Source organism: Blautia sp. NSJ-175 (genome assembly GCF_022867815.1).
GTDB lineage: Bacteria > Bacillota > Clostridia > Lachnospirales > Lachnospiraceae > Blautia > Blautia celeris.
This window is the reverse complement of sequence record NZ_JALIFQ010000027.1, coordinates 12,546-31,117: the sequence shown is the minus strand read 5'-3', so window position 1 is coordinate 31,117 and position 18,572 is coordinate 12,546. Positions and strand designations below refer to the sequence as shown.

The 18,572-nt window shown below is 43.6% G+C and carries 22 protein-coding genes; 5 read left to right on the top strand and 17 right to left on the bottom strand.

Going from position 1 to position 18,572, the window contains the following annotated elements; genetic code table 11:
- Positions 1–200 precede the first annotated feature (200 nt).
- Positions 201–1,568: a sensor histidine kinase gene (locus MUB35_RS30730; RefSeq protein ID WP_103732226.1), complete on the bottom strand. Its 1,368-nt coding sequence runs from the start codon at positions 1,566–1,568 to the stop codon at positions 201–203.
- Positions 1,565–2,260 (bottom strand): response regulator transcription factor, encoded by a 696-nt coding sequence (locus MUB35_RS26520; RefSeq protein ID WP_023042593.1) that lies wholly within the window; start codon positions 2,258–2,260, stop codon positions 1,565–1,567. The genes MUB35_RS30730 and MUB35_RS26520 overlap by 4 nt, the downstream gene beginning before the upstream one ends.
- A 156-nt stretch (positions 2,261–2,416) precedes the next feature.
- On the opposite strand from MUB35_RS26520, the gene MUB35_RS26515 reads away from it, so the two are divergent.
- The 5 genes from MUB35_RS26515 to MUB35_RS26495 all read left to right on the top strand — a co-directional run bounded on the left by MUB35_RS26515 (position 2,417) and on the right by MUB35_RS26495 (position 5,613).
- A complete protein-coding gene (locus MUB35_RS26515; protein ID WP_054351712.1) occupies positions 2,417–3,340 on the top strand; it encodes an ABC transporter ATP-binding protein in 924 nt (307 codons plus the stop codon).
- The gene (locus MUB35_RS26510) at positions 3,333–4,118 is read left to right on the top strand and encodes an ABC transporter permease (protein ID WP_054351711.1); all 786 of its coding nucleotides are present in this window, start codon (positions 3,333–3,335) and stop codon (positions 4,116–4,118) included. The genes MUB35_RS26515 and MUB35_RS26510 overlap by 8 nt, the downstream gene beginning before the upstream one ends.
- Positions 4,119–4,129: 11 nt before the next feature.
- Positions 4,130–4,924: an ABC transporter permease gene (locus MUB35_RS26505; protein ID WP_103732911.1), complete on the top strand. Its 795-nt coding sequence runs from the start codon at positions 4,130–4,132 to the stop codon at positions 4,922–4,924.
- A gap of 108 nt (positions 4,925–5,032) precedes the next feature.
- A complete protein-coding gene (locus MUB35_RS26500; RefSeq protein WP_023042598.1) occupies positions 5,033–5,374 on the top strand; it encodes a YxeA family protein in 342 nt (113 codons plus the stop codon).
- A 32-nt stretch (positions 5,375–5,406) separates the two neighbouring features.
- Positions 5,407–5,613, top strand: a complete 207-nt coding sequence (locus tag MUB35_RS26495; RefSeq protein WP_103732910.1) for a hypothetical protein — start codon at positions 5,407–5,409, stop codon at positions 5,611–5,613.
- Between the two features lie 68 nt (positions 5,614–5,681).
- Here the strand turns inward: MUB35_RS26495 and MUB35_RS26490 are convergent, their stop codons facing one another.
- The 15 genes from MUB35_RS26490 to MUB35_RS31090 all read right to left on the bottom strand — a co-directional run bounded on the left by MUB35_RS26490 (position 5,682) and on the right by MUB35_RS31090 (position 18,401).
- Positions 5,682–5,867, bottom strand: a complete 186-nt coding sequence (locus tag MUB35_RS26490) for a DUF4177 domain-containing protein (RefSeq protein WP_023042600.1) — start codon at positions 5,865–5,867, stop codon at positions 5,682–5,684.
- A gap of 12 nt (positions 5,868–5,879) precedes the next feature.
- Positions 5,880–6,527, bottom strand: coding sequence for an ABC-2 transporter permease (locus tag MUB35_RS26485; RefSeq protein ID WP_054351708.1), 648 nt, complete (start codon positions 6,525–6,527; stop codon positions 5,880–5,882).
- Positions 6,524–7,384 carry an ABC transporter ATP-binding protein gene (locus MUB35_RS26480; protein WP_054351707.1) on the bottom strand — a complete coding sequence of 287 codons (861 nt, stop codon included), beginning with the start codon at positions 7,382–7,384 and terminating at the stop codon, positions 6,524–6,526. The genes MUB35_RS26485 and MUB35_RS26480 overlap by 4 nt, the downstream gene beginning before the upstream one ends.
- Before the next feature lie 2 nt (positions 7,385–7,386).
- Entirely contained in the window at positions 7,387–7,764 is a 378-nt protein-coding gene (locus MUB35_RS26475) for a GntR family transcriptional regulator (protein ID WP_033140107.1), read from the bottom strand.
- A gap of 191 nt (positions 7,765–7,955) precedes the next feature.
- Complete coding sequence (locus MUB35_RS26470; RefSeq protein ID WP_330425226.1) at positions 7,956–8,249, bottom strand: winged helix-turn-helix domain-containing protein; 294 nt, start codon at positions 8,247–8,249, stop codon at positions 7,956–7,958.
- A gap of 338 nt (positions 8,250–8,587) precedes the next feature.
- Entirely contained in the window at positions 8,588–8,827 is a 240-nt protein-coding gene (locus tag MUB35_RS26465) for a hypothetical protein (protein ID WP_081960180.1), read from the bottom strand.
- A gap of 25 nt (positions 8,828–8,852) precedes the next feature.
- On the bottom strand, positions 8,853–9,905 hold the full coding sequence (locus MUB35_RS26460) for a hypothetical protein (RefSeq protein ID WP_103731665.1): 1,053 nt from the start codon (positions 9,903–9,905) through the stop codon (positions 8,853–8,855).
- A 126-nt stretch (positions 9,906–10,031) separates the two neighbouring features.
- Complete coding sequence (locus MUB35_RS26455) at positions 10,032–11,495, bottom strand: TasA family protein (protein ID WP_054351704.1); 1,464 nt, start codon at positions 11,493–11,495, stop codon at positions 10,032–10,034.
- Between the two features lie 78 nt (positions 11,496–11,573).
- Positions 11,574–12,962, bottom strand: a complete 1,389-nt coding sequence (locus MUB35_RS26450) for a TasA family protein (RefSeq protein WP_054351703.1) — start codon at positions 12,960–12,962, stop codon at positions 11,574–11,576.
- A 16-nt stretch (positions 12,963–12,978) separates the two neighbouring features.
- Entirely contained in the window at positions 12,979–14,547 is a 1,569-nt protein-coding gene (locus MUB35_RS26445; RefSeq protein WP_118594084.1) for a TasA family protein, read from the bottom strand.
- Positions 14,548–14,673: 126 nt separating this feature from the next.
- Positions 14,674–15,756, bottom strand: coding sequence for a hypothetical protein (locus MUB35_RS26440; RefSeq protein ID WP_033140110.1), 1,083 nt, complete (start codon positions 15,754–15,756; stop codon positions 14,674–14,676).
- 12 nt (positions 15,757–15,768) lie between these two features.
- Entirely contained in the window at positions 15,769–16,515 is a 747-nt protein-coding gene (locus tag MUB35_RS26435) for a signal peptidase I (protein WP_033140111.1), read from the bottom strand.
- Between the two features lie 4 nt (positions 16,516–16,519).
- Positions 16,520–17,059: a TasA family protein gene (locus MUB35_RS26430; protein ID WP_146051681.1), complete on the bottom strand. Its 540-nt coding sequence runs from the start codon at positions 17,057–17,059 to the stop codon at positions 16,520–16,522.
- Positions 17,052–18,095, bottom strand: coding sequence for a Spy0128 family protein (locus MUB35_RS26425; RefSeq protein ID WP_158587322.1), 1,044 nt, complete (start codon positions 18,093–18,095; stop codon positions 17,052–17,054). Before MUB35_RS26425 ends, MUB35_RS26430 begins: the two co-directional genes overlap by 8 nt.
- A 15-nt stretch (positions 18,096–18,110) precedes the next feature.
- On the bottom strand, positions 18,111–18,401 hold the full coding sequence (locus MUB35_RS31090) for an HU family DNA-binding protein (protein WP_033140114.1): 291 nt from the start codon (positions 18,399–18,401) through the stop codon (positions 18,111–18,113).
- Positions 18,402–18,572: the final 171 nt, after the last annotated feature.

Genomic DNA, 18,572 nt, shown 5'->3' with positions numbered 1-18,572 from the left:
GACAACAGTGTAAGGAGAATTCTTTCCCTCTATAAGGATACTGCACCTCCTCCCCTTCAATTTACCTGACTAAGCAGTGGACTTCTTCCATTTGCTATGATTGAGTAAATTGTACCAGGGAGGATTCTGCTTTCTTTCCCGATGTATCCTGCTATTGTCCTAATTTTTGTGAATTTTTAAAGGCGTAAACAGTAAAGATTTTATAGTTTCATAGGCAGGTGAATACTGACAATCAATCCATGTGGGATCGCACCAGAAAATAAAACATCCCCATGATGTGCTTTCACAATCTGCCGCACAATTTTAAGACCCAAACCATGTTCTGCTTCATCTGTCTGTTTTTGTGTACTGGAAATATCCTCGTCACTGTTCAATGCGTTTAATTGCAGTTCACTCACTCCATGCCCATTATCCATAACGGAAAAAGTACAGCTTGCATCATTACTGCCAACAGAAATCTGTATTTTACACCCATTGGGATTATGGACAATACAATTTCTTATCAAATTATTCAGCATCCGATTAAGCAAAACCTGGTCCCCGAGAATCGAGATGTTTTTACCGGGATTATCTTCTGATAATTCCAACTCGTAAGGTTCTGATAGGCCATCATTCAATACTTCACTGACAACCTGACGTGCTAACTCTATCGGGTCAAGGCTTTGTTTTTGCATAGGCTGCATAGAATATTCTAATTTAGTTGACAAATTCAAATCAGCCACTAAATCTTTTAGCCGTTCACTGTGTCTCCGGATTATCCCAGCCTGGTTTCGGACAGCTTCCGGCAAAGAAGAAGTGTCTTCTATTTCGCTTGCATATCCCAAAATCACAGAAAGCGGTGTGCGTATATCATGGGAAATTCCCCTGATCCAGTCTGCACGGGTATTATCCTTTTTCAGCAAATAGTCACCGGCCTTATTCAAACCAGCATTGATTTCTGCTAACTCGCCGGTTTCTTCCAGATGGACAGGCTTTCCAACTGATAGATGCCGAATGCCTCTCAAAATCGGCGCCATAGCTTTTTCTACCCGGCGGGCATTGCGGATAAACAAATATATCATCAAAAAAATATTGATACAGAATACCGCCGTTAATCCGAATAGCATAGGCCAAATATATTGCGCCTTGAAAGAAAAATAGTAATTCACAACGCTTTCTGGAGGCAAGCCGATCACCAAAAGCCCATCCTGTCGTTTTGCAATATTGGTCGGATAATCATCAAGATACCAGCGACTAAACATGGCAATATCCATTGAGGAATAATGGCGTGGTAATTCTTCCGGCAGATTTTCTTCCCAAACGACAGTGCCATCATCATCTAGGATCATAGCCCACGCTTCAAAATTATTCAGCATTTCTTTCGCTTGTGTATCTGCACTGAATTCCCCATCTGTTGCCATGATATGATTTGAAAAATCCTCGATTGGAAATTTGGATGTTGCCACATTACCTAAATAAGCTATTACAAAATAGGAAGCTACTAACAGTGCATTGACAGCCAGAAAAAGAACTATAATCCTAACTGTGGAAAATATATAACGGCGAAAAAATCGTTCTGATGTGTTCACGTCTGCGCCCCCTTAATATTCAGGCGGTACCCGATCCCCTTGATCGTCACAAGGGCAATCGGCTTTGAGGGATTTTCTTCAATCTTTTCCCTCAAATGCCGGATATGGGTTGCTAACGTACTCTCATATCCCTGCCAGAAGTCGCCGCAAATCGCCTGGCACAGTGCGCCGGTAGTGACGATTCGGCCTGCGTTTTCATACAGCTTTTCAAAAAGTTGGAACTCTTTGGCCGTCAGTGAGATGCTTTCCCCATTTCGTTGAACCATTGCTTTTTCCAAATCAACGGTTGCTGTATCAAAGAACACTTTGCGATCCTTCCCAGGATAGGCCCGCTTCAATATGGCCTGCACCCGGAATAATAATTCCTTCGGCAGAAATGGTTTCAACAGGTAATCGTCCGCTCCATTTTCAAAACCCGCAAATTTGTCCTCCGCTTCACCGCGAGCTGTCAGCATGAGAACCGGGATTTTGCTTATCTTTCGCAATTCTTTTAGTGTGGCAAATCCATCCATGCCTGGCATCATAACATCAAGGATCACCATATCCGGCTGCTTCTCTTTACATACTTTCAGAGCAGCTTCACCAGAGGATACCGTCAACACTTGCGTAAAGCCGGCTCTCATAAAAATGGATCTCACCATTTCCAACAGCTCAGTTTCATCGTCTACCACAAGAATCATTCTATCGTTCATAAGTCACCACCTTTTTTCTGTTTATATTATACCGCTAGATGGACAGATTGACTATTCTGGCCTTGAAATCTCAAAGTAAATTCAAAGTTGGCTCAAAGTTATCTCAAAGTTGATGTGCTATGCTGATAACGAAAACAAAAAGGAGGCGCAAGCTATATGAGTGATTACATTATTGAAACGCATGATCTGACGAAAAAATACGGAAATCAGAACAGCGTTTCCCATCTGAATATTCATGTAAAAAAAGGTCGTATCTATGGACTTCTGGGACGCAATGGTGCAGGCAAGACAACGACCATGCGGATGCTGCTGGGACTGACAGCTCCCACGTCCGGTGAAGTGGAGATTTTCGGTAAGCCAATTCATGGCAATGAAAAGGAAATCCTGCCCCGAATTGGCTGTCTGATCGAGTCACCGGGTTTTTATCCCAATTTGACAGGAACGGAAAACCTGAAAATTTTTGCCGACCTGCGGGGATTGAAAAGCCCGCAATACATCAAAAATGCTTTGGAAGTTGTCAACCTGCCTTACCGGGACAAGAAATTATTTTCGCAATATTCTCTCGGTATGAAGCAGCGTTTAGCTATTGCATTGGCCATCATCCACAATCCCGAACTGTTGATTTTGGATGAACCGATCAACGGCCTTGACCCCATCGGTATTGCAGAGGTGCGCGATTTTATCCGGGAATTGTGCGATGCCACAGGGAAAACGATCTTGATTTCCAGCCACATCCTTTCGGAAATTTCCCTGTTGGCTGATGATGTTGGAATTATCGACCACGGTAATTTGCTGGAGGAAGAAAGCCTAAAAGCGCTGGAGAGTAAAAACGCGAAGTACATCCATTTTTGCGTATCGGATGCACAAAAGGCTGCACAGATTATTGCCGCAACGTTTCAGAGCAAAAACATCCAGCTTATGGATGGCAATAATCTGTATCTTTATGATACGGCCCTGCCTGTAGCGAGAATTAACCGCACATTTATTGAAGCTGGCATTGATGTTTGGGAAGCCCATCTCTGCGAGGATACTTTGGAGGATTACTTCAAGAGAATTACAGGGGGTGAGGGGATTGCTTAAACTGATCCAATGCGAAATGCGGAAGTTAAAGCGGAAACACTTTGTATCATTTGTGATTTTCGCCGCACTTCTGTTCCCAATTCCGTTTACGGCTCTTGTACTGGCTGGAAGCATGGGTAACTTTACCGGCTTTGAAGCAGTTTTTGGCTTGCTGGTTACTATGGGTATGCCCATCATGCTTCCGGCTGTTTTAGGTATCATTGCGGCCATGCTATTTTTCATGGAACGGGATAACGATACTTTGAAAAACCTACGCATTATCCCTACCTCCCCAGCTAAGATTGCTACCGCAAAAATCGCTGTACTTTATATTTTGGGACTGATCTTTGCCTTTGCCACCATGGTTTCGTCAATGGTTGGCGGCCTGATTGCCGGAAGCGAGTTGACAAATATTGGGGGAAACTTTGGGATTGCAATTATCACAGCATTGCTTTACACAACAAGTATTTTGCCGGTTGTCATTGCGATTGTCGGATTTAACCGCTCCTATATCTTTTCGGTTATTCTAACCTTTTTTTATACAATGTTCGACTTTATGCTTGCGTATGGAGGACTATTTGCCACAACAGACCCAATGATGAAGATGATCACAAACATCATGCCAGCACCTATTATTTACCGTTGGCAGGCGGTGCGGTTTGTTGATCCCGGAACCCCGGCTTATTCTGTAATGGAGCCGTATTTTTTACCTCTGTGGCTTGTTGCATTAACCGTCGTTATTATTGGGGTGCTGTCTTATCTGGCGATTGTCAGAATTTATAGCAAACGCGAAAGTTGAGGTGAGAAAAAATGGTAAGTATTATAAAAACAGAATTTAGCAAAATGAAGCGGTACTCCGTAATCTGGATCGGCGTAGCAACGATGTTTACTGTCGTGCTGCTTGCCCGGTTTATGGCAACAGCCTCTGACGGGGCGACCCATACGCTCATGAACTTTTCTTCCAGCGTAATTTGGAACAATTTAGTTCTGATATATCCTGCAACAATCGCATTGATTGCCGGATATATCATTGACCGGGAGCGTACAGACGACACGCTGAAAAATATTCTCACAATCCCTGTTTCCTTTCGGAAAATGCTGATTGGGAAACTGATTGCTGTTGGATGTATGGCGGCAGCGCTTTCCGTTATCGAATTCCTGTTCACACTCATTGTTTTCTTTGCCAGCGGATTTCCCGGATTTTCTATCGGCGGTATGATACAGGTGCTTTTTCAGATGATCGGTATCAATATGATTTCCTATATTGCGGTCATGCCTGTTATTGCCTTTACTGCTCAAAGAAGCGGCAGCTTTATGGCCGGTGTTGGCTTTGCTTTCTTTTATGGTTTTGTGGGAATGATGGCCTCCGGCCACGGCCTGCGTGATCTATATCCTATTACAGCAGGCCTTACCGTAATTGGTTATCAGGATGGAAGCAGTGATCCAACAGGAAACATCTTGTTGAGCGTAGCATCTATCCTGTTTATACTGGCCGTGACATTCATTATCGTTTTCACAGCGAAAAATCGTGAAGTAACCACCGCAAAGAAAAAGAAGAAAAATTCTGGGAAAACGGTTCAAAAAAGAAATCATAGTGCAAGGTAGCCAGTTATGAAAAAAGCGATGATTGTATTGGGTATTATTTTTGCCTCAATTCTGCTCTTTGTTAAAATGGGCAGCAAAGAAAAAGAAATTTCATAGGAGGATTTTCAAATGAAATCAAAAAAAGTTGTAGTAGGCATTATTGCAGCAATATTAGTTGTCGTCTGCATGGGGGGCGCTTTTCTTGCGACCCAAAATGACGACTACTATACGCAAATAGATAACAGATGGGTACAGGAAATCGCTCCGCATGGAGCAATGAATTATAAATACACGCTGGCGGCCTACGATAAGAACGGAAATGAAAAGGACGTTGTGTTTGAAACAAGCCGTATTTTGACCGATGATGCGTTCCTATGTCTGAAAGTCAATTTTATTCGGGGTGTGGTGACCTGGGCGGAAGTAAAATATGAGGAATTGCCTGCTAAGGTTCAGCAGTATTATAACCAGTAGTTCAGAGGCCCTTCCAAACGGAGATAAATCAAATGAAAAAATATTTATCACTTTTTCTGTGTTTGGTATGCCTTATGCTAATGACGGGTTGCTCCAATACATGCAGAGATTTAGCATATGACACAGACATTGTTATTGAGAATTTAGTGGAAGCAAAAGACAATTTTTTTGATAGTCTTGCAGAAGCAACGGACAATATATTCCGTTTACTTGCGAACTTCTTTCATGGCTCTAATTGATGAGAACCATAAATAGCATCAAATACGTATTTGCGGTGACTTTGACAAAATCAAGGTCACCGCATTTTCTACTTTTCAAAAATCAAGTCAATCTTTCTGATGCAGCCGTTTGCCCCAACTTCCGTAGGGACAAAACCGACGTATCGAAAGCCTTTCTCCGCGTAACTGTCTATGATTTCCCTATGCTTTTCAACATAAGAAAACACCACTCCTTTTGCCGAATATTCGATATTAACATACTCATATTTTTTCATAGCAACCTCTCCTTACAATTCTTGTTTCAAAAAAATCCGATAACTGATCTGATACATTCCATAACCCCAAACCAACGCGATAAGCGGGGAACAGCATAAAAGGATAAACACCGTCTGATCCGTCAGCTCCACGCCCAGTATTGCAAGCAGCTTATATGCCCCAAAACAAATTGCTGCTGGAATGAGGAACGATACCAATAGTAAAACGCGCCCTTTTTCGGCTCCAAATTTAAACACCAGCGGGATTGACATACTTCCAAAAATGAGGGAAATTACCGTTGCCGCTAAGGTTAAAAACAGCAGTTCCACAATAGCGGCAGGACTGAATGTAATTTTGCCTGCTATGCCTCCGCCGACCAAGCCTATAGCCAAGCCGAATACACTTCCAATCGCACAAAAGATTGCTAAGACAATAAACTTTCCAATCACTAAATCTCTTTTTGAAATGGGCATTATCATAGCATATCGCGTCCATTTGGAGTTATCGTCAAAAGAAAAAGTGGTTACGATCATCATACTGCATAAGATGCCGCAGATGAAAATATATGCTCCCACACCAGAGGTAGGAATAAAAGCCACAGCAAACACCGCAAGTATAAACAGCATAGATTTTGTATTGTGTCCGATATTATATAAATCTTTCAATATAAGACTTTTCATTTCGCCCGCTCTCCTTTCACATACAGCAGCAGAATATCGTCAATCGTAGCATCATCAACGACGGCCGCTTTATATTTTTTCCTGGCCTTTTCTTTATCAGCTACCAGCACATTCCACTGGTAATCGTCTTTGCGGTAAGCGAGGATCTCCGCTTTATCAATCTGGTCGAAAACGGCTGCACCGCAGCGGATGATTCCATATTTGTAGCGCAGTTCATCCTTTGTCTTGCAAAACAGGACTTTTCCCTGATGAATAAAAGTAATATAGTCGGCAACCTTTTCCAAATCCGTGGTGATATGGGAGGACATCAGGATTGAATGGTTTTCATCCTGCACGAAATCCAAAAAGACATCAAGAATATCATCCCGCATAACCGGGTCAAGACCGCTGGTCGCCTCATCCAAAATCAACAGCTTCGGTTTATGGGAAAGCGCCACAGCGATACACAATTTCATTTTCATGCCTTTGGAAAGTGTTTTGATCTCTTTATCCAACGGAAGCCCGAAACGTTTCAGATAATCCCGGTACAGGTATTCATCCCATTGTTTATAGGCCGCTCCGGAGATCTTACCCACTTTCGCAGGCGTCAATGTTTCATAGAAATTGATTCCATCGAACACAACGCCTATGTCCTCTTTCAGCTGTTTTGATGAGGCTAATTCCTGTCCCCAAAAAGTAACCGTACCGTCATCTTTCTTAATCAGATCAAGAATTGCATTGATCGTTGTACTCTTTCCGGCTCCATTCTCGCCAATCAGTCCCATAATCGTTCCTTTCGGAAGGTCAAACGAAACGTGGTCCAGCTGAAAGCCTTCATACTGTTTCGTTAAATTTTTCACCTGTAAGATTGTATCCATAGTCACTCCTCCTCTTGATAAAACATAGTCAAAAGCTCAACTAATTTTCCCAGCGAAATTCCACTGGTTCTGCCAATACCAGCGGCCTCCTGTAAATGCTCTTCCGCTAACCGCTGCTGTTCCTCTTGATAAAAGTCTTTATTCTGTGCCGCTACAAAACTTCCACGCCCGACTGTTGTCTCGATAAATCCGTCCCTTTGCAGATCCTCATATGCCTTTTGAACGGTAATAACGCTTACATGGATTGACTTTGCCAATGCCCGCATAGAAGGAATAGGATCGCCCGTCTGCAGTTCACCGCTCATAATCATAGCTTTTATCTGTGAGGTAATCTGCTCATAAATGGGTTTACTCGTATTACTGCTTATTATAATTTCCACAGGATCCCTCCATCCGTCATATAATGTACTTATTGAACAAGTACATTATAGCAACTTCAGTCACAATTGTCAATAAGGTAATGGCAAGTGGCAAAATTCTTATGAGAACAATAACAAATGGGATCTGTTCTCTGGAAAAGGGGCATAAGCAAAACAAGACCACAAGGGAAGTAAAATCCTTGTGATCTTTGTTATGGTATTTCAAATTTATAACCTACACCGACAATATTTTTGATATATTCCAGGCCATCCGGTGTTATCTTCAATTTCTTCCGCAGATTGCTCATATGATTGCTTACCGCTTTTCGTGAGTAAAAGGTAACATCCTCGTTCCAGACCAGCTCCATGATCAGCTCGTAGGTGAACACCCGCTGAGGGTGTGTGATCAGCAGGGCAAGAATATCAAATTCTTTCGCCGTCAGTTCGACCACTTGCCCGTCCACCCGCACCAACCGCTGCTCCATGCAAAAGTATAAGTCACCCATATGAATCTCTGTGAAGATACCTTCATTCTCTGTTAACAGCTTATAAGCTCCGGAGCGGATACACAGAATATCAGCTGAACCGCCATTCTGCTTTTCTTTACCAAGAAGATAGTTTGCTTATTGAACTTCTAATGCTCAACAAGAGTTACCAAATCATACGGGAAACGCTTGCAGACTTTACCACCAATCGGGAATAGCGCCCTGCCCCGAAGACACATTTAATCAGTCGATAATCTAACTATACGCATAAAACGCTTAGGTTTCTATATATTGGCCTGTTTTCGGAAATGCTGTTTATGGTGATGATAACATACATACACGGTTATTTATAAGGTTCCTTATTTCATAACATATTCTGCAAGATACTTTTCCGCCTCGTCTGATGAGAAAAAATCATGTTGCTCTCCGGTTATATATCGAACAGCATCATTCCATTCTTTCACGCTGAAAGTATCAGGGGGCAGCTCTCTCAGTGCATGATGTACAGCCAAAAAGTTGTTTGCCTGATGTAGATCAGACAAATACATGCAGCCTGCTTTTGCAGACAAGTAATCCAATAATTTCATTGATTCCACCAAATGTGTTACCTCCTGCTTGTTCAAATTAGGGCTCCCCAGCTGGCGCCGGTGAGGCATCCGTTTCAGACATTTGCAGAGAATCCTCTTCCGACACAGACTCCGATTCCGTTTCAGGAACTGTTTCCTCCGAAGTCGGTTCAGGTATTGTCTCATCAGACTGGGACTCAGTTTCAGAATCTGATTTCTCTGGCATAGACTCCGATTCAAAGTCCGAAACAGGTTCATCCGGGATCTCCTGAACCGGCTCACCCGACCCAGACACAACGATTCTAGAACCGTTTGGAATAAGGCTGGCGTGAACTGTTAAAACACCGTTTACCAGCTCATAAATAAGTGCTTCACCATTGTTTATCGTCACCGTAACATGTGTGGGTAACGTAAAACCTTCGTCGGCAGTAAATATTACTTGCAGTCCATCTGAATCCAGAATACTGCTTTGCTGTGTCATATTCTGCAGATCATACTCTGCTTCAGACGGTAACTGTATCGGTGCATTTCCAATGACATCCCCGGCATGGACGTACTGAATTTCTTCCTGTTTGCCCTCTAATGCGGCGATTTGCCAATCCCCCCAATGTGTTTCTATAGAGAAAATATCTGCCTGCAGATCTCCCGCAACTGTCATCCGCTCCGTCACACCATTCTGATAGGTAAAAACAAATGCGGAATCAGCTGTGATTTGATCCGTATAGTACACCATTTGCCGTTCATTTACCGCATCCCAGAACTTTAAGATGCAGTAACCGGTTGTAGCAGTGCCCGATATTGAAATCTTTACTTCATATGTGCTATTGGCCACAAGAGAGAATTCCGCTGGCTCACCACTCACGCTGCGCCGGGTATCGGAAAAATCAGTATCTGCCGATATCACCGAAACGTCGCAGGAGAAGTCTGCCATACTGACATTTTCCAAGACCCCCAGTGCCGCATCAGTATACCAAGCCCAGCTAGCTCCTATAAAAAAACTGAGGCTTAGCACAATGCCAATAATAGAAGGCAGTAAAAGCTGTATATATTTTCCGCCTGGCATTGCCTTTCTAAGCTTTTGATTCCATTGTGCATTGTTAATTAGGTACATGATGTAAAACCTCCCATTTGTTCCTTGTATTATACCCAAATGAAGCTATCAAAAGGCATAGAAACAAGACAGTTCCTATACCCTTTGACAGCCCCTCTCCCTAAAGGGAGAGAAACCTGAGATGCTTTACAGTTTCGCTGTTACACCATCAATAATAATCGTACAGCCCTTGAGGTTTTCGGTATCCGGTTCGGTGTCGTCTAACATGCTGGTTATATTGGATGCCGTAAGCTTAGTGCCATTGAAATAGCAGTTGTTAATGGTAATGGTAAATCCGGTTGCACCTGCGCCCATTCGGAAATCACCATCAAAAGTGCAATTGGTCAGCGTCGTGTCACAGTAGGGACGCAGAAAATCATAACCGGCCGTTCCCTTGCCAAACTCCGTGTTATCAAAGTAAGCGCCATTGGCCATCTCGCCGTAAGACGTCCAGCCGAGCAGCTTGGAATCCTTAACATACAGGCCTAAATCTCCACTGCCGGCATTGAAGGTATAGACTGCATCGATATCGCAATTATTCACATAGATATCGCCGCCCTTGCTTTGGGAGTAGATACCGCGGTAAGCGCCGCTAATTGTAGAGTTGGATATCTTGAAAGTCTCACCGGCCGCTAATTTTTCTACGAGGATAGACGAATTATTTATGCCGGAACTGCCTCCAGTGATTACTGCATTTCTAATCTCCGCGCCATCTGCTTCGATATTGATGACACTGTTGAAGCCAGACGCTGTGATGTTCTGTCCGCTGATGGTCATATTGCTGATGGTAACATTTTTATTTGTAACTTTGTACCCATCCCCCGCAGCAGAAAGTGTTGTGTCATCGCCATCTACAATTAGTTTTGTCACACCGGTACCTCTACCGGTAATCATAACGCCTTCAGGAATGATCTCAGTGAGAGACATTTCTGAAGCCGTGATTTCCAGAGTGTCACCTGCCTGTGCCTGAGTCAGAACATCCCTAAATTCTGTCTGTGAACCAACCAGAGTTGTATATTTAGCCTCTGCGTCATACTGATTGTCTTTGCTGTCGTGTTCTTCCGCGTACTGAGTAGCCATAACAGTAATAGCAATACCACTGACGGTCAGGCCCTGATACTCATTGCCGGCACTTTCTTTCATATGACCAGAAAGCACAATGGCTTCTGTGCTCTGCCCGGCTGCGGAAAGATGCCCTTCAAAATCTGTCAGATCAGTTTCTTCTCCGCCCACGGTAATCTTCCAGTCAATAGCCTCCAGAAGCTTGGCATCACCATCAATCCCAGACACGGCCAGCTTGTACTTGAGCGCAAGGTTTCCGTTGTTCTTTACATAGACCTCTGGCAGATTGTATGTAACTCCCGGTTCCCAAAGAATAGTTTCCTCCTCACTGCCTTCGGCTTTCACAAAGTCCAATGTTTTCCCAACAAGAGAGTCTCCTTCTTTATTTACCAGTTCTACATTTAACGTACCGGCTTCAATGGAGTTTACATTGGTACTCGCATTGTCTGTAAACCATGCGAAGGTAGCGCCAATGAGCATGGCTACACACAGAAGCAAGGACATCACGCTCATCAGCAATGTACGTTTTGGATTTCTACTTTTCATCATTCTAAATAATCTCCTTGAATTTTGATGACGCTTGTTCGCAACATTCTCCATACGAGGGCGGAAGGCCAACGATAGGATTTACTTACTAAATATTGTTTCACCATCAATATTGATGGTGATTCCGGTCACGTTGTAAACCGAAATTGGTGCGTCATCTGCTGTTACCTCATTACCATTCACCTTCAAGATACAGCCGTTCATATTAATGGTGCAGGCTGAGCGCAGGGAGAATAGATATTGCTTATTCCCTGTGGTTTCATTGGCCTCGATAATGCAGTTATTGAAAGTCCATTCAGACCCACCGGCAAGCTCATTCACAACTATGGTAGCAAAGTTATTCCAACCTTCCGCATTGTAGGTCTTGTCATTGTTGCCGATTAGCTTGCAGTTTTCAAAAGTCACCTTGGTATTGGGGGAATGAGTTTGTGCCGCACACCAACCGGTCAACGTAGTATTTTTGATGACAGCGTTCACCTTCTGATTCTCGCTGGCAATATTCAGGGCATAGTAGTTTGCAGACACTGAGCAATTATCTACGACAATGGTAACATCGCTATTCGCATAAACTGAGATGCCCCGTGTATAGGTTCCGCTTGTAGGACCTACAACATTTACGCCAGAAAGTGTCATGGTGACAGGTTCATTCTGATTATTTATGTCAATGACACGCTTGTTGTCACCATTTTCAATCGACAGTGATCCGTTCTCACTACCATAAATGGTCACATTCCCTGCAACCTTAATGGATTCCGGCAACACGATGGATTGAGTCAGGATAACATCTTCCCCTTTTGCAAGTGCTGCCAAAAGTTCTTCCTGGGAAGAAACAGGCGTACCGTATTTGGCGTTTTCATCATATGCATTATTGAAGCTATCGCTTTCAACAGTATCCTGCGTAGCTGCAACAGTAATATAAATACCATTTAGCGTCAGCCCCTGATACTCGTTACCAGCACTTTCCCGCATATGACCGCTGATTGTGAGGGAAGACAGTTCCTTATCCACCGTGGGAGAACCTGACTCCTGCATGCCTGCAATATGGCCTTCATAAGTCGTGAGGTCTACCATCTCTTCACCGTTTTTCAGTGTAAAGTCAATTGCATTCAGCAACTCTGCGTTTCCGTCAAGGCCGCTGATTTGGATTTTGTACTTTAATGCCAGGTTACCCTTGTTCACAACGCGGAGCAGCGGCAGATTGTATGTAACACCCGGCTCCCAAAGGACCTCTTCGCCTTCAGCCGCTTTTTGGAAAGCAAGGCTCTCATTTTTTCCAACCGCCGTCCAAGTTTCTCCGTTGTCCTCAGACTTCTGCAGCTCGATATCCAAAGTACCGGCCTGAATTAAGTTTACTCCTGTACTGGCATTGTCGGTGAACCATGCGAAAGTGGTACCGATGAGCATAGCTACGCACAATACGATGGACAGCATACTAAAAGATAATGCTCGTTTTTGATTTTTGTTCTCCATTATTTCTTCCCCCGCCTTATTGTTCGGAAAGATTACTTCCCGTAATCTTAACACCAGGTTTAATTACAGACTGATCTAATTCCACTTTCGGAGCATTTTTATACTCTCCTTCTCCTGCAAAGGTGCCACCAGTGATTGTAATATCGAATTGCTTACAATTACTGCCATTCGCCGTTGTTTTATAATAAAGTCCTGCTCTTGTACCTGTAAAAGTACCGCCAGTTACATTAAATGAAATTTCAGTACTATCTTTTGATTCAGCGCCAAGTTTTGCACCATCCTTAGCTGAGAAAGAACCACCAGAAATATGAACTGTTCCATTTTTCTGATAGATACCAGCTCCATTACTCCCTCCGGTAAAAGTACCGTCTTCCACCTTCAGAGTGCCGTGACCAGCCCAGTAAACAGCACAACTATCCCACTCGCTCCCACTCGAGGCATATGTTCCTCCCTTGATTGTTATCATCATATCCGGGTTAGAAAAGGCTGCAGCTGTGGATATGGCATGTCCCCCTGCCGTAACATTTGTATTCTCAACCGTTACTTTACTGCTCCAATAGCATGCAAAGCCATATGTATTAGACTTAACCGTGGAATTCTTTATAAAACAATTACCATACACCGCCACTGCATAAGCCTTGCTATCACTGTTTGCTTCGATATTGACACTTTCCAATGTTGCAAAAGCATTGGTTTTAACACACACTGCAGAATTAGCTGATTCCGATTTGTTCGATACGATTGTGCCGTTTCTAATCATAGCCATATCGCTTCCGGTAACATTTACTGTTCCTGTAAGCGTTTTTCCACCGAGATCCAAGGTTACTGCTTTGGAAAGTTCAAACGTCTCTTCACTCATATCTACGTCTTGTGTAAGCGAAATAATATCACCCGACTGTGCAGTGTTTATAGCCTCTTCCAATTCACTCGGCTTGCTAACAAAGACTATATTCTCATAATCTGCATTTTGGTCATAATTATTGTCATTGCTGTCATGTTCAACAGTATCCTGCGTAGCTGCAACAGTAATATAAATACCATTTAGCGCCAGCCCCTGATACTCGTTACCAGCACTTTCCCGCATATGACCGCTGATTGTGAGGGAAGACAGTTCCTTATCCACCGTGGGAGAACCTGACTCCTGCATGCCTGCAATATGGCCTTCATAAGTCGTGAGATCTACCATCTCTTCACCGTTTTTCAGTGTAAAGTCAATTGCATTCAGCAACTCTGCGTTTCCGTCAAGGCCGCTGATTTGGATTTTGTACTTTAATGCCAGGTTACCCTTGTTCACAACGCGGAGCAGCGGCAGATTGTATGTAACACCCGGCTCCCAAAGGATCTCTTCGCCTTCAGCCGCTTTTTGGAAAGCAAGGCTCTCATTTTCTTCAACCGTCGTCCAGGTTTTTCCGTTGTCCTCAGACTTCTGCAGCTCGACATCCAGTGTACCGGCCTGAATTAAGTTTACTCCAGTACTTGCGTTGTCGGTGAACCATGCGAAAGTGGTACCGATGAGCATAGCTACGCACAATACGATGGACAGCATACTAAAAGATAATGCTCGTTTTTGATTTTTGTTTTCCATTATATGACCTCCCTTTATATTTATGAGCACGCTACGGTCCGACGGCAATCAGTTTGCCCTCTGAACCGTAGGTGACCCGCTCTATCTATGTAATGGCAAATATCAAAGCTGTAAAGCTCTATTGCTCTATTGATTTATGACTGCGCCTTCTTCCACAATAAGTTTATCCGCACTGTAAGCTGATTCCTTTATGGTCAGTTCCGCATCCTTTGCAACGCAAATTGTACCTGTTATAGTGCAATTACTCAGTGTAACCTTACTGCCACTTAAACATTGCAGCGCCTGCTCACCATTGATTGCCATATGCTCCAGTACCAGCTCACTACTTCTGACTTTTATGGCAGAATCACTGATGTTATTTGCGGAAATCGAACCGTTCCGAATCGTGCTGCTTCCGCTGCTGAGTAAAATACCGTTTGTGCTGCCTGTGCCATTTACAGTGAATTCAAAGCCTTTCAGGTCAATAACAGCGTCATAATCTATCGTGAGAACAGGCTCTGATCCAGATGCTTCTGCCGCAAAGCTGCCGCTAAATTCAATATTTGGTATACATACTCCCAATATGGCTGCCAACTCTGCCGGAGTTTTTGCATCTGCCAAATATTCTGCATTCAGGTCGTAATCAGGGCCGGTGATATCTGATTCATGACTAGCCTGTGCCACCGCCACTTTAATACCAATACCTCCCACCTCCTTTCCCTGCAATGAATTATCGGCATCTGCACGCATGGACCCCACCAGCACATATAAATCACTCTCGGTTTCACCTTTGAGAATAGGATTCGTTTCAAAAATAACAGGGTTCGCAGTTCTGTAATTAATCTCGTCTGCTTTCACAAGTCGAAAATAGATGCTCTCCAAATCCGACTTATTCTGATTTTCAAAAACGAGGAAGAGACGATATTTAAAGGCCAATGTTCCTGTGTTAGATACCCGGAATGGCTTAGTGTAATAGGTGGCTCCTGGTTCCCAAAGAACCTGCTTGCCCGCGTCTCCGGCTTGTTGGAACGAAAGTGGAATGTTTCGGATGGAACCCCCATCGGCATCCACCAAATCAACGCAAAAGGTTCCGGCTTCAATATTTCCTATAGGTGTCGTTGCATTGTCCCGAAACCACGCCCATGTCGTACCCGCAAGCAAGCTGATACAAAGCAGCATGGAAATGCAGCTCATGATTAATGATTCTTTTATGTACCTAAGATCCCTCATCGGCATACTCCCCTAATGTTCAGCTTCCTTGGTGAGCCCCATTTCCGCCCGCATTTGCTCAAGCTCCTGTATCATGCGCTGCGCTTCCGCACGCTCGGCAGCAATGCTGTCCCGTTCTTTCTGCATCTCCTCCTGCTGCTGTCGTTTATACTGTCGATATAGATATACTGTGTTGATCCCCTGCACTGCAATCAACAAAAGAAAGGGAATCAGAATACAGAAGATATAGCCTGGTATTGTTTTTAGAAATAGGAAGAAGTTTCCGATGCCTGCCAGTCTATATGAATACTTGCCTTGAACATACTCGTAAGTGACAGGAATTTCATCATCGGTATCGGTAGTTGTACCATAGGTGATAAAGGCTGGAGCTCCCTTTGAATCTGTAGTTATTGATCGAATTTTATGGGTAACTGTTTCTCCAAAGCTATCGGTTGCTGTTGACTGGTATGCTATGATGTCTCCCACCTGTAATGTGGCAGGATCCACGTCCTTTACAAGAATGAGATCGCCGGCTTCAAAATCCGTCGCACTCATGGAATCCGAACGCACAATAAACGCCTTATAACCAAAGAGGTCTCTGTCATTTCGATCAAAAGTAGTTACAGATACAATGGTGAAAACCATCATTGACACAGCCGCAATGACCAAAAGCAAGATAAAAGTATTTTTTATGATATGTAAAATCCTTACACCGGGCCTTATGTTTCTTTTGCTTACAGAAGCCCCCTTATCTGTTCTTTGTTTCAGTTTAGTATTCATGATATTATTCAAACTCCATTCCTTTGTTATTCTTGGTCTGCACAGCTATTGCGGACAGTTCAAAGGTCAAGGATCCGCTCTGCATAGAATTACCGGCCGTTTCTGGAAAATGAAAACGAATCTTCAAATTCTGCCGCTGATCAACCTTCAATACACTCTTAATCGCAGGAGTATTCCCCTTCGTTAAATCCGCCGGTTTGCCGGAAAGCAGCACCTCGCCATCTTCATTTAAAATCGTCACATGCAATACATGGCCCAGATTTCCTTCGACTTGATTGAAGTACAGCTTATAATACACAGCCCATGTTCCGTTGTTCTGGATATAAAAGGACTTCTCCACTGTCATACCCGGCTCGAAAAGAAATTCATCGGCCGTGATGACAGGTTCGCCATGATTGAAATCGATTCCTATGCCTCCGGTTTGGAAACAGTTGTCATCCACCTTTAACACGGCGTAAGCCAGAGCAAAACTGGTAATACACAGGCAGAGACACAATAGCACCATTGTCGCCACGCTGATAGACAGTTTCTTTTTCTTATTCACACCCAGCATCCTCCTTTTTCCGTTTGAAAAATAACAGGAGGAGCAGACCTGCCATAGAGACTGCGCACAATTCAATATACAGTTCAATATTGGATTCGTCACCTGTCTTAGGATTATCCGGTTTATACGGCTTATCTGGATCAATCGGTTCATCAGGTTCACCCGGCGAGCCTTTCGTGGTATTTACAAAACGAGGAAGGGTGGCATACGCCTTGCCATCCTGTTCATAGGAAACGGTTGTCTGGTAAAAGCTGCCCTCCTGCATTACGGTAATTTCCACCTTATAGCGAACCGGATCATAGCTGATTTTGGAATCAGTAAACGCCTGCTCTGATATGTAATAGATATAGGTCCCCGAATTTTTAAAATGTAGGACACTAAACTCAATAAGCCCATCGGTATTTTTCACAGTTTGAACTGTATTACCCGAATCATCCTGAAGCAAGAAAGTAAATGCACTGCCGCGAGGGTATTGACCATCCAGCACTTTTTCCGCAGCCAGTTTAATCACTGCCGAACCGGGTTCCTCCAAATACCACCAGCGAAAATCCGCTGTCAGCTCCTGGTACATATACCGTCTGCCGTCCGTGTCTATCTCGTTAATATTTCCAACACTGGTATCCAGATACACCGTGATACGATAAATAAGGCTTTGTTCACTGGATTCCATCCCATATTGAACAGAGTTTGGCATATCCCGCATTAGACCATTATATAGTGTCTCGCCTTTATCAGGCAGTTCAATTTTTATGTTTAATACTTCCGCCAGGACTTCAAAGCCGGGGCGGATATCTGCATGATAATAAAGGGTGATTGCCCTTTTGTGAGATACCTCAATAATAAAATCTTTTGATACAGAATCTCCCGGAAACATATTTGTAATACTAAAGGGGATGTTCCCGCTGATATCTGCCTCACTAAGCCGCACGGTAGTTTCACAGCCGTCCGCCGCGAAGGCCGTTGACGCTATTCCAAGTGTAAGCAGAAGAATCAGCAGTAAACAGCTTATTTGCTGCATGATTTTAGTTCTTTTCATACACAAATCTCCCATCTATAAAAGCGTCCCATCCTGAACACCTTTTTTCAGTCTTCTCTTTAGATTGGATCCCGCCTTAAAGATGACCACATACTTCGGCGCCTTTGGCGTCCGCGGAGACCCCGGCGGCAAAATCTGTTCTCGCCTCTTAACTAAAAAGACGCCGAAATCCTGGCCAAAATCGACGCTATGGCCTTTCTCAAACTCATTGCAGAGATAGCTGAGAAGGGCATTTGCAACAGAGGACACGGTTTCCCCATCCTGTCCAGTTGCCTCACAACAAAATTTTATGATGTCCTGTTGCACTCATCTCACCTCATTATAATTGAACAAAACAAAGCCCCGTCAGGTCTGGCAGGGAAAATGTACTCTCTTTCACCGGCTGCCATATGATTTACATTAAGGCCCTTAGCTTTGCGGATTCCATCTTTCGATGGGCTTGCATTTGAAATCTTCATATACAGTTTGGTTTCCTGC

Bases quoted from the DNA above. Each gene is read 5' to 3' on its own strand.
- MUB35_RS26520 (WP_023042593.1), bottom strand. From the start codon at position 2,260: ATGAACGATAGAATGATTCTTGTGGTAGACGATGAAACTGAGCTGTTG.
- MUB35_RS26515 (WP_054351712.1), top strand. From the start codon at position 2,417: ATGAGTGATTACATTATTGAAACGCATGATCTGACGAAAAAATACGGA.
- MUB35_RS26505 (WP_103732911.1), top strand. From the start codon at position 4,130: ATGGTAAGTATTATAAAAACAGAATTTAGCAAAATGAAGCGGTACTCC.
- MUB35_RS26500 (WP_023042598.1), top strand. From the start codon at position 5,033: ATGAAATCAAAAAAAGTTGTAGTAGGCATTATTGCAGCAATATTAGTT.
- MUB35_RS26495 (WP_103732910.1), top strand. From the start codon at position 5,407: ATGAAAAAATATTTATCACTTTTTCTGTGTTTGGTATGCCTTATGCTA.
- MUB35_RS26490 (WP_023042600.1), bottom strand. From the start codon at position 5,867: ATGAAAAAATATGAGTATGTTAATATCGAATATTCGGCAAAAGGAGTG.
- MUB35_RS26485 (WP_054351708.1), bottom strand. From the start codon at position 6,527: ATGAAAAGTCTTATATTGAAAGATTTATATAATATCGGACACAATACA.
- MUB35_RS26480 (WP_054351707.1), bottom strand. From the start codon at position 7,384: ATGGATACAATCTTACAGGTGAAAAATTTAACGAAACAGTATGAAGGC.
- MUB35_RS26470 (WP_330425226.1), bottom strand. From the start codon at position 8,249: ATGGGTGACTTATACTTTTGCATGGAGCAGCGGTTGGTGCGGGTGGAC.
- MUB35_RS26460 (WP_103731665.1), bottom strand. From the start codon at position 9,905: ATGTACCTAATTAACAATGCACAATGGAATCAAAAGCTTAGAAAGGCA.
- MUB35_RS26455 (WP_054351704.1), bottom strand. From the start codon at position 11,495: ATGATGAAAAGTAGAAATCCAAAACGTACATTGCTGATGAGCGTGATG.
- MUB35_RS26450 (WP_054351703.1), bottom strand. From the start codon at position 12,962: ATGGAGAACAAAAATCAAAAACGAGCATTATCTTTTAGTATGCTGTCC.
- MUB35_RS26445 (WP_118594084.1), bottom strand. From the start codon at position 14,547: ATGGAAAACAAAAATCAAAAACGAGCATTATCTTTTAGTATGCTGTCC.
- MUB35_RS26440 (WP_033140110.1), bottom strand. From the start codon at position 15,756: ATGAGGGATCTTAGGTACATAAAAGAATCATTAATCATGAGCTGCATT.
- MUB35_RS26435 (WP_033140111.1), bottom strand. From the start codon at position 16,515: ATGAATACTAAACTGAAACAAAGAACAGATAAGGGGGCTTCTGTAAGC.
- MUB35_RS26425 (WP_158587322.1), bottom strand. From the start codon at position 18,095: ATGAAAAGAACTAAAATCATGCAGCAAATAAGCTGTTTACTGCTGATT.